The 12,397-nt window shown below is 35.6% G+C and carries 5 protein-coding genes; 4 read left to right on the forward strand and 1 reads right to left on the reverse strand.

Features of this window, described 5'->3' with window-relative positions; translation table 11 throughout:
• Nucleotides 1–60: 60 nt before the first annotated feature.
• Nucleotides 61–882 carry a glycyl-radical enzyme activating protein gene (locus STERM_RS09525; RefSeq protein WP_012861388.1) on the forward strand — a complete coding sequence of 274 codons (822 nt, stop codon included), beginning with the start codon at nt 61–63 and terminating at the stop codon, nt 880–882.
• Between the two features lie 22 nt (nt 883–904).
• Nucleotides 905–1,588 (forward strand): fructose-6-phosphate aldolase, encoded by a 684-nt coding sequence (locus tag STERM_RS09530; protein ID WP_012861389.1) that lies wholly within the window; start codon nt 905–907, stop codon nt 1,586–1,588.
• Between the two features lie 146 nt (nt 1,589–1,734).
• Here the strand turns inward: STERM_RS09530 and STERM_RS22510 are convergent, their stop codons facing one another.
• Nucleotides 1,735–2,313: a hypothetical protein gene (locus STERM_RS22510; RefSeq protein ID WP_012861390.1), complete on the reverse strand. Its 579-nt coding sequence runs from the start codon at nt 2,311–2,313 to the stop codon at nt 1,735–1,737.
• A 434-nt stretch (nt 2,314–2,747) separates the two neighbouring features.
• Here STERM_RS22510 and STERM_RS09540 point away from each other — a divergent pair, with 434 nt between their 5' ends.
• Nucleotides 2,748–9,539 carry an autotransporter domain-containing protein gene (locus tag STERM_RS09540; RefSeq protein WP_012861391.1) on the forward strand — a complete coding sequence of 2,264 codons (6,792 nt, stop codon included), beginning with the start codon at nt 2,748–2,750 and terminating at the stop codon, nt 9,537–9,539.
• A gap of 271 nt (nt 9,540–9,810) precedes the next feature.
• The gene (locus tag STERM_RS09545; RefSeq protein WP_012861392.1) at nt 9,811–12,309 is read left to right on the forward strand and encodes an ATP-dependent DNA helicase; all 2,499 of its coding nucleotides are present in this window, start codon (nt 9,811–9,813) and stop codon (nt 12,307–12,309) included.
• The last annotated feature ends 88 nt before the right edge of the window (nt 12,310–12,397 follow it).

The raw sequence follows: 12,397 nt of genomic DNA on the forward strand, positions 1-12,397 counted from the left end.
CACTACACTGACAGCCTGTTTTTTATCTCACAGAAATGTTTGGACAGGGAGAGACTATGAATGAATAAAGCTTTGATTTTTAATATCCAGAGATATTCTTTAAATGACGGTTCGGGAATACGAACAATGGTATTCTTCAAAGGATGCAGGCTGAGATGCCCGTGGTGTTCCAATCCTGAATCACAAAGCAGTAAAATAGAAATAATGATAAATAAAGAAAAAAAGAAAAAGTATGAACAATATGTAGGAAGCGTAGACGAGGATCCTACCGGAACATATGAGAAGAGCGGTAAATGGTACAAGCTTGATGAACTTATGAAAGAAGTGCTTAAGGATGAGGTATTTTTCAATGCATCAAAGGGCGGGGTAACACTATCAGGCGGGGAAATTCTGGAGCAGGGTGAATTTGTATTGGAATTTCTGAAGGAATTAAAAGAGCATGGAATAAATACAGCTGTAGAAACCTGCGGTTACGGGAAAAAAGAGATTTTGGAAGAGATTTTGAAATATACAGATACAGTTTTATTTGATTTGAAAATAATGGATAATGAAAGATCAAAAAAAATATTAATAGGAGCATCTGATATAATAAAAGAAAATTTTAGGAAGGCAGCTGCTGCGGGAAAGGTAATAGTACGTTTTCCTTATATTCCCGGATATACTGATGATATGGAGAACCTGAAAAAAATATCGGAATTAATGAAGGAATGCAGTGTATATAATCTGGATATTCTGCCTTATCATAATTACGGAAGCAAAAAATATGAATATCTGAATAGAAAATATCTTCTTGAGGATTTGAAAGTACCAACAGACGAAGAAACTGAGAATATAAAAAAGTTTTTTGAAAAAGAAGGATTTATTGTAAATATAGGCGGATAAATAAAAAAATACAGGAGGAAATATGGAATATTTATTAGATACTGCGAATTTGGAAGAGATAAAATATTTTAATGGAAAATTCCCGATTGTGGGAGTAACTACAAATCCTACAATAATAGCAAATGAAAACGGGGATTATAAAAAAATAATAAACAGTATTCTGGCAATAATCGGAACTGAAAAAATGCTGCATGTTCAGGTATTGGGTAGAGAAGCCGATATTATAATAAAAGAGGCGGAATTGCTGAAAGATACCTTTGAGGGGAATCTTTACATTAAAATACCTGTATCAGACGAGGGACTGAAAGCTATGTCTGAATTAAAGAACAGAGGTTTTAATATCACTGCAACAGGAATCCTTACTTCACAGCAGATAGTCATGGCTGCAAAAGCCGGTGCAGACTATATGGCTCCATATGTAAACAGAGCTGATAATATCGGCGGAGATGGTGTGAAAGTAGTAAGGGATGCTTTTGATATATTAAGCAGGGATAAAAATAATAAGGCTAAAATACTCGGGGCTTCATTTAAAAATGTAAAACAGGTTCATGAGTCTATACTTGCAGGAGCAGAAGCGGTCACAGTAGGCTCTGATGTATTAAAGCAGATGATTTATCATCCGTATACAGACTGGAGCATTGAAAAATTTGAAAGTGACTGGGGAAAAGTCTACGGCAGCGGAAAAACATTAATTGATATTTTATAGAAAAAATTTATCAGTATATAAAAAAACATTCTGAAATTCCAGAATGTTTTTTTTGTTTGATAAATTTACGGCTGTAAGATAATGTACAGTATAGAAGAAAGCAATTATTATGATAATAAGGAAAAAAACAGAGTTTCTTACCTTGTTTATAATGAACCGGTAACTTTCAAATCATATTTTTGTTTTGTTTCAATATTTTCCAGCTTGAAATTCGGACTAAACAACCTGATAAGCCTGCACTTTTTCCCTTTTATACCATCCCCCATTACTCCGTTTCCATTTGCCTCTTTTCCTTTTTTACAATCATCGATTGCTGCTTTTTCTGCTTTTTTTCCTGTTCCTTTATAAAAAGCATCGGCTTTTCCTATAAATAATCTGTTATCTTCTGAAACAACAACAGCCAAATATTCACGGATAGATACTACCGTACAGACCTGAGTGCTTCTGTCACAGGATAAGGATCTGTCAAGAGCAGTCAGAAAATTTTTTGTCTTTAAATCAACAAGCTGATAAGAATTATTTTTAATATCAAGTATAAAATAATACATATCAACAGGCGGGGCATCAGGTGGAGCTGAGTAGCTGGGAGTATTAACAGGGCAGTATTGACCATATGTTACATAGCCGCCTCCGGGACATGTACATATCTGGGCATTACAGCCGGCTGCAAGATTGATTACACTCATGCATCCGAATAATATAACCAAAAGTAATAATCTTCTCATATAAAAAAACTCCTTTAATTTTTTATTTTAATATAATGAATTATAATTTATCAAATGAAAAAAGTCAATGTGAAAAAAGACTTAAAGCAGTTTAGTTTTCTAAAAAATACATAAATCTGTTATTTTTAAAAAATAAAAATAAGGAGCTTAATATGAGCAAACATAGGGAATTAAAAGGTAAAAAAAATAGAAAAGAATAAATGTTCAATAAATATATTTGTATATGCTAATAATTATTGACAAAAGAACTGTTTATTATTATAATGAATATACAAATGAAAGCATGAAAAATATTATGAATAAAAATAATTAGTAAGAGCAGTAATTCTTCTTAAAAAGATACATCTAATGGTATGAAGAAAATAAAAATTTAGTATTCTTATTTAGAATTAGATTTTTAATTTGAACAAATCATTATAATTAAGGAGAAGGCTATGAAAAAATATAGAAGTGCATTAATATGCTTACTGGCATTTAATGCTGCGACTTTTACTTATAGTGCGTCAAATGTCAATAGAAATACATCTGAAAATTTGTATAATCAAATGACGAGAAATATAGAAACAGGGAAAAGCAATGACTCAAACTATAAGCAAATAGAAAAAATATTGAATAAAAAAAATAAAGAAATAAAAGATCTGTATTTACAGGGAGATTATATAGTAAAACCGGAATATCTGGAATGGCAGATATTTTTTAGCGGTTTCTATGCGGAAAGAAGAAAGGGAGATAATACATTAAATAATGCGGATTATTATTCAGATCCTGATGAAACTCCTACAAAGCCGATAAACCCGCAGCCGCCTATAGATGTTAACATAGGACTGGCAGTCTCTGTAAAGGCAATAGCCCCAAGAGACAGAAGGCTTGCTATAACACTGCCGAATGAAATTAATATAAATCCGACAGTTATTAATATACCAGTTCCGACAGCATCTGCAGTCATTGCAGTAAATCCGCTGCAGTTTCAGCCGATTTATCCGAGTATACCAGTGGTTAGTGTGAGTACAGTAACACCGATCTCGTTTAATTTTCCCGGTTCTGCCAATAGTGACGATCAGTATTTCTTAAAGCAGAGTGCTGCTATTGCCCCTATTTCCCAGCAAAATTTAACAGGACAAGGAACCGGAGGGACTATGGATGTCATAAGCCGTTCATCAGTTTTGAATCAGGATTTTGACATTTATGTTCAGGATACTCATGCAGTAGGTGTATCTGGCGGAGCAGCACACAGATTGACAGATAACGGAATACAGAATACATCTGCTACAGGTTTGACTTCATCGCATGCTGCTATGAAACTGATAGGGGGGCATACTGTAACCATAGATAATATGGATTTTCGTATGGTAGGTGTGGGGAATAAGCCGGGAGACTATCTGATGCTATTTCATACAGATGCTCATGATGACGGTGGTGAAGCTGCAAAATGGATAATTAATCCTAATACAACAACAAAATTATACGGACAGCAGCTGATATTTTATGGAGTTCAGTCACATAAGACATATACTTATGGTGCAGATATGATAAATTACGGAAATATAGAAGCCTCGGCAGATACCTCGGTGATTACGGGAGGCGGAATCGAAAGCGGTTTAACCCCGCAGCAGAGAATAATATTTACTACAATAGATGCTAATGTAGGAAATATAGTTTATTATAATAGATATTTTAATTTTATTAATGAAAATGGAGCCAATATAACATTAAACGGAACTTCTGATGTGTTAGCCAATTATGCAACACCCGGAAATACAAACGGAGGAGCAATTTTTACCAATAACGGAAATGTGACTTTAAACGGATTGAATTCAATAGGAATAATACTGAATAGTTCGGTAAGTGATTTTGGTGATTCCAGAATAGTACTGAATAATCCTTTGGTATTAAACGGTGATAAATCAATAGGTATACAGGCTACGAATTCAATGATAAATCTGGATAATTCTGTAATAAAGGTAAACATCGGAACAGCAGGAAATGCAGCTAATTCCACTGGAAATGAGGCTGGTGGGGACGCTTCAAAAGTAGAAAATGCAATAGGAATGGCTGTGGATTACAGCACAGCAAATCCGCTCAGAATGAGTAATTATAATATATCTTTAGGAAATGCAGCTAAAAACAGCTCGGGAATTATAGTACAAAACGGAAATATAACTTTGGGATATGACTCCGCGGCAGGGAAAACACAATTGATAAGCAGTAACGGAGGTGTACAGAATAATCTGCTTGTTGCCATAGGCTCGAATTCTTCGGCGACTACAGAAGCAAATACAACATTAAGCTTATTAAACGGTAATGGACAGGTCGGTATTTTTTCAAGTAACGGAGCGGCAATTACTAACGGAGGTACTCTGAATGCCAGTGGTAACGGGACAATAGGAGTAATCACAAATGACGGAACTGTTAATAATACAGGAAATCTGAATATAAGCGGAGGAGTATACACTGATCCTTCAAACAATAAAATGGGAACTGTGGGAATAGCAGTTTTAGACAGCGGAGCAGGAACTGCAAGCTTTACATCTTCTTCGGGAAATATTCAAATAAATGTAAACGGACAGGAATCTACAGGTTTATTCACAGATTCAGGTTTAGTAGATATAACAGGCGGAAATATTCAGGCATCGGACAGTGCTTTTAACCTTTACTCAAAAGGTGCCACAGGAGTAATAAGATTAAGCGGAACTACTCTGCGTACTGGTCAGAGATCATTGCTGTTCTTTAGTGAAGACGGTGGTACTTTTGACTTGACAAATGTAAATGCAACAATAGCAGGAGGGGCTGACAGCTCTTCAAGAGGAACTGCTTTTTACTACTCAGGAAACAATACACCATTGACTAAGACAGACCTTGAGAATTATTTTCAGACAACTTTCGGAGGTCTTACAGGTAAGCTGACTTTAAATATGGAGTCAGGCTCAAGATTATTTATAGTAGACAATATAATAATGAATCTGAGTACAGCAGCAACTCCTTTGGGGTCACTTGCCAACGGACCGACAGTCATAGGAAGCAATTATAAAACATATATGATGTATAAGGGAACTTTGATTATAGATCAGAATGTAAATCTTGACTCAGCTGCAGACCCTTATAATACACTAGAGCTGGCTACATCGCATATAAATAATACATCAGCAACAGTTACAGGAACACAGACAGGACAAATAGGAATGGCACAGGAAAACGGGCTTGATACTTTGGGAGCTTCATTGCCGAGAAATCAGGTTACATTAATAAATGATGCCGGAGCTTTTAACTTGAGCGGTTCTAATTCTGTTGGAATATATGCAAGTAACGGGGAAATAAGCAATATAAACGGAGGAAACCTTAATCTTACAGGTAATGGTTCTATAGGGATGTATGCAGTAAATGGTACAAAAGCAATTAATGATAATACTTCAAATATAGTGATCGGAACAAACGGCATAGGAATATATGCCGAAGGATTCAAACAGGGATCATCACAGGCCTTCGGAAACGGAACGCTGGATATAACAAATAACGGAAATATAACTGCACAAAGCGGCTCAGGGGCAATAGGGATATTTCTTAATAATAATTCAACAGGAGTAAGAGGGGATACTAAACTTGATATAAGCGGAGGAAATATAGATGTTCAGAATTCAGTGAACGGTGTAGGTGTATATATAAGCGGCGGTACACTGACTTCGACTTCTCTGACTACAATCAGCGTAGGTACAAACGGTATAGGGCTCTATGCAAAAAATTCAGATATAAACTTATCTGATATAACATTAAATTTAAATGGTGATAATGCTCTGGGAATATACTTTGACGGAGTATCAAACTTTACAGGTGCAGGAACATTTAATATAGACGGTAAAAATGTAGTGTTGTATAACATGATTTCCGGCGGGGTAGTAAATGCAAATATAAATCTGGGTACAGTAACAGCAGGGTCTTCATATATCTTCGGGAGCCTGATTGATCAGGTGGGAGTTTATACAGGAGATGCGAATTTAGCATCAAACGGAAGCTTTCTGATCGGAAAAAATTCGGCAGCATTTATGACAAATACGAGCAGTATTACGGTACAGCCAGGTTCTGTTAATACAAGCGCCTTTGTATTGGACGGACAATATGCTATGCCTGCGGGGAGCAGTGCATATACAGGAATGACAGCTGATATGGACGGGGAAAATGCAGGTATTATATCAGTAGATGATTATTCTGCGGGAATATATGGAAGAAACGGATCAAGACTGATTAATACAGGAACTATATCAGTAGGAGATTATTCAGCTGCGGTAGCATCTTCAGGTGCCGGATCAATAGCAATAAATAACGGAATAATAAATCTAGGTTTAAGATCAAATGCGCTATTTTTAAAAGATGGTGTGAATATAGAAAACAGAGCCTCAGGCGTTATTACAGGAAGTTCGGATCATACAATAGCATTGTTTGCCGATAATGTAAGCGGTCCTATAATAAATCAGGGATTGATAACACTTACGGGAGATCAGTCAGCAGGTATTTATTCAGTAGGTTCTGCGGTAAAAGTAATAAATAACAGCGGAACAATTACAGTTGGAGATTCACTGGATGCACAGAATCCAAGTATAGGAATATATACTGTTAATCCGGGAGATCAGATTACGAATAATAATCTTACTGCGGGTAATAATTCAATGGGAATCTACAGTGTAGGCGGACAGATAACACAAACAGGCATATTAAATATAGGAAATACCGGAGCGGGTGTATACGTAAGAGACGGTTCGGTTAATATAACAGGTACTGCAGTATTAAACTTAGGAACAGATAAAGCAGTAGGGGTATATGCCGAGAATTCGGCAGTAACAAATGCTGCTGATATGAACATAGGAAATGAAAACTTTGGTTTTGTGGTTTTAGACGGTTCATTTTCAAATACAGCATCAAATATAACAATGGGAACAGATTCTATCTATTTGGTTAAAAGCGGAGCAGGTACAGTAACAAATGCTTCTGGAACAACAGTGTCAATGACAGGTTCTGAAAATTCGGCATTCTATCTGCTAAACGGGGTAAATTTCGTAAATGACGGAACTATTACAGGAACAGCCGGAACAAGTAATGTGGGAGTACACAGCAGATCAGGAACTGTAACAAATAACGGAGCTATAAATCTCGGAGCTTCAAACCTTGTATTCAAAACAAATTTTGACGGAAGTTACACACTTGATCCAAATGGAAATAAAATCGTAGATATAGAAAAAAGTTTGTTCACTGTGGGAGTGTATGGAACAGACTCAACTCTTGTTAATACATCAACAGGAAATATTACGGTTGGTGCCGGAGCTGTGGGAATAGCAGCTATTTCCGGTTCTGCAAGAAATGATGGTAATATAACAGCCACAGGTAATTATTCGATGGGAATGTATACTGAAAGAGCCAGAATAGTAAATAACGGAACTATTAATGTAACAGGTGATAATGTAATAGGGATGGCAGGAAACGGAGAAGGTTCAAAAATAGAAAACTACGGAACTATAAGAGTTTCCGGAACTCATGCAATAGGTATGTACGGCCTGTCGTCATCAGAAATAATAAATGGCGGAACTATAATAGCCGACGGTGAAGGAGCTCAGGGAATAGTTCTGGGGAACGGTTCGACTCTTAATAACCTTGTAGGAGGAACAATAATAATAAACGGCGGAGTAGGTACGGGAAATTATGGTGTAGGTGCCGGTGAAGTATATAATACTCCTACAATTATAAATGCGGGTATAATAAAAGTAGCTGAAAAATTCACTACAGATGGAGTAAATGTGGTGATAAACGTAGATCCTTCGACAATAAAAGCACCGACAGCAGAAGATATAGCAGCAGGAAATTATGATCCTTCAGACATAGGTGCTGATTATCTGATATCAAATTCTGTCAGCATACAGGCTCCGGCCTTTGACGTGACTTCGCCGCTTCAGGTTTCAGGGAATTTTGCTGTAGGAACAAATATGGAAAAATATAAACTGGAAGATGTGATAATACCTGATTCTGGTTTCGCTGCTGACTCGGCTTCGATACCGGTACAGAGTAAATCACTTACATGGAAAGCAATACCGGTGCTAAATTCAAGAGGAAATCTGGATGTGTGGATGGAGAAAATACCATATGATAACTTTACAAACGGTCTGTGGTATCAGGACTTTGGACGTGCATTAGATGAGAAGTACTTTAGAGCCGAAGGAAATGCATTGAAAATATACGATAAGCTTGATCTTTTGGAAAATGAGCTGGACTTCAGACATCTGATGGCAAGTCTTGCAGGCGATGTGTATGCTAATATCAACCAGAGAGAGGAAGATATAGCCAGAACCTTTGAAAGCTCACTTGACCTTTTGCAAAACTCAAAAAATAATACAAAAGAAAATGTAAAAATAGATGTAATTGTAGGAAAAGGTGAAAATAAGGAAAATACCGACGGTGTACAAAGCTATAATTATACTACAGCAGGAGTACTTGCACTGCGTGAAGTAGAGAGAACATACAGACATACATTCGGCTACTCTCTGGGCTACCTTCATACAAGCTTTGAATTCAACGACGGAAACAACAGTGAAGAATGGGTGGATACTGTTCAGCTGGGAGTACATAATAAATATACTGCGGACAGCTGGAAAATAAAAAATGACCTCACAGGAAGAGTAAGCTTTCATAATGTAGACAGAAACATAGACTGGGGAGCCGGGAGCAAAAGATCTGAAATGAACGGTACTTATGAAACTTATTCAATAACATCTGACAATATAATCGGAAAAGAGTTTGAAATAGGCAAAAAAACAGTTATAACACCATACGGAGGATTAAGAGCCATGTATATAACAAGACCTACATTTGATGAAAGCGGGCTGGAAGCAGTGGAAGTAAAGGGTAATGATGCCTGGAGCGTAAAACCCAGAGCAGGAATAGAGCTGAAAGCATCAACACCGCTAAGTCCGAAAAGTGAATGGAAATTAAAGGGAACTTTGGATCTGGCATATGAATATGAGCTTGCTGATCTGAATGAAAGAGAAAAAGCAAGACTTACAGCAATAGAAACAGACTATCATGATTTATCAAAACCTATGGATGAAAAAGGAGCATTTAGAAGCAAGGCATCTGTGGGTGTGGAAGTGGAGAACAGATACGGTATTTTCCTTACAGGTGAATATGTGGTAGGAAATGACAATCAGGATGATTACAGGGCAGGAGTATCATTAAAAGCTGTATTTTAATAAATAGAGAAAATCAGATCTGAAAAATGATCTGATTTTCTAATATATAAAATATAAAAAGTGATGGAATTTTAATGAAATAAAATAGATATTTAAAAGAGAAAAATAAAATAAAAGTCCTGCTCTTTTTTACAAAAGAAACATTTATTAAATATAAGAATGAAATAAAAGCGGTAATCCTGCATTTACAATACTAGAGCGAAAATAAAATGAAATCCTGCCTTGAAAAAATGTTAGTAATATTGTAAAATTGCTATAAGCGGGAGGATACATGAAAATCTTTGAATTTTTAGAAAAAAAAGCTGTAGCAAAGCTGAAAAAAGAAATAAAGGCTGCTTCGGGAAACGAAGTTTTCTTCAGAGGCATTCCCAATGAAGAGGGAATTGTTACAGATATAGAAGTAATTGCCAGAGGAAATGAATATTCCGTGGCGGCAGTTTTGAACAGAATGAAAAAAAATGAAATAATAATACATAATCATCCGTCGGGATTGCTGGTTCCTTCCGATAATGACGTACAGATATCGTCAGTGTATGGAGAGCTGGGAGGCGGTTCATACATTGTAAATAATGAGGTTAATGATATATATGTACTTGTTTCTTTAAAGAAGCATATAAAAATAGATATAGATAAATATTTTGGCGATCTGGGTATAATAAGAAAAAAATATCCTGATTTTGAAATAAGAGATGAACAGTACAAAATGTCAAAGGATATCGAGAAGTCTCTTAATGAGAATAAAAAGGCACTGATAGAGGCAGGAACGGGAACTGGGAAAACACTTGCCTATCTTATACCTACACTTGAATATGCCCTGGAAAATAATCTAAAGGCCATAATATCAACCAATACCATAAATCTGCAGGAACAGCTTATCAATAAGGATATACCGCTGGTAAAGGAACTGATAGGGCAGGATTTTAAATATACCCTTGTAAAGGGAAGAGGAAACTATCTCTGCAAGCGTAAACTGCAGAATGCAATTATGGAAGAGAGTGATGACAGTGAGGACAAAGAAATCCTGCTGAATCTGCAGAAATGGAACGAAACTACGAAATACGGTGACAGAAATGAATTAAGATATGGAATAAGTTTTGAAATATGGGAAAAGGTAAACTGTGAACTGGATCTTTGTACAAATGTAAAATGTCCGTATTTTTCAAGCTGTTATTTTTTTAATGCGAGAAAAGAAATAGGGAAATCTGATCTTTTGGTGCTGAATCACCATATGTTTTTTGCAGATTTGTCCATTCGAAGCGAGATAGGCTTTAATACTGATTATTCCATACTTCCGAATTATGATATTCTTATTTTTGATGAGGCACATAATATAGAGGATACTGCAAGAAGCTATTTTACAAGTGAAGTATCGAAGTATTCATTTGGTAAACTTATGGGAAATATCTATAATAAAAGAGTAAGAAACTATAATAAAAGCGGTATTTTTGTCAGAGCGCTTATATATCTGAAAGATAATCTCAGCGAGGAAGAATATGAGATTATAGATAAAGTGAAAGAGGAAGAAATAATTGAGAATTTAAATAAATATTATGATAAAATAATAGAAATATTTGACAGGTTTTTATTAGGATTTTCCAAAGACAGTGAACAGATGGAAATAAAAAAGAGATTTGACAAGGATTATATAAAAAGCAGCAGTCTGTGGAAAGAGATTATGAAACTCAGAAAAGAATCTGTACATCTTTACAGCATTATGATAAAAGGACTGACTAAGCTTACAAATGAAATTGATAAATTCAGGCTTGAGGATGAAAACGGAATAATATTTGATTTTAAGAAGTATATAGAAAGAGTAAAGGTTTTTATGAAGGATCTGCTGTATATACTGGACTCCGATCAGGAAGACCATGTTTACTGGACTAATATAAACCTTAGAAAGGGAAGCATAAGAATTTATGCAACACCGTTTGAAGTAGCTGATGATCTGGAGCATAATTTGTTTAACAAAATGGACAGAATACTTTTTACTTCGGCAACTCTTGCCGTAGAGCAAAAATTTGACTATTACAAGAAAAATATAGGACTTGAAAAAAAGGGCATAATAGAAGAGATTATCGACTCTCCTTTTGACTATGAAAAGCAGATGAAGGTATATATACCCGATGATACAAAGGATCCTAATTCTCTTGAATTTTTCTCTGATGTTTATGATTTTATAAAGAAGCTGGTAATAAATACCAAAGGAAGATGTTTTTTATTATTTACATCTTACTCGTCACTGAATTTTATATATAACAAAATAAGGGGAGAATTGGAAAAAATGGGATATACGCTGCTGAAACAGGGCGAGCTTCCAAGACATGAAATGATAGAGCTTTTTAAAATAAGAGATAAAGCGATATTATTCGGGACAGATAGTTTTTGGGAAGGAATAGACGTACAGGGAGACAGTCTGAAATCGGTGGTAATAGTAAAGCTTCCGTTCAAGTCTCCGGAAGACCCTGTAACAGAAGCTATAATAGAATATATGAGAAAAAATAACCAGAATCCGTTTATGAATTATCAGATTCCGCAGGCTGTGATAAAATTCAAGCAGGGTGTGGGGAGGCTTATCAGAAGCAAGACCGATACTGGAATTGTAACAATACTGGATAACAGAGTTATAAAAAAAGCATACGGAGAAAAATTTTTGAAATCTCTGCCAAAAACGTCTATAATAAGAGGAAACAGAGAATATATTCTGAAAGAAGAAAAAAGAGTGAAATCAGAGGCTTTATCCCAAAAGGATTCTGATGTTCACAAGGATTAAAGAGATTAATATTAACAGAATAAATTTATGTTATTCAAAATATCGGCATCCTGTTTCAGTCAGGTTCTGCATTAAAGACACAGGTGTT

Origin of the sequence: Sebaldella termitidis ATCC 33386 (assembly GCF_000024405.1) — a bacterium.
Classification (GTDB): Bacteria; Fusobacteriota; Fusobacteriia; order Fusobacteriales; family Leptotrichiaceae; genus Sebaldella; species Sebaldella termitidis.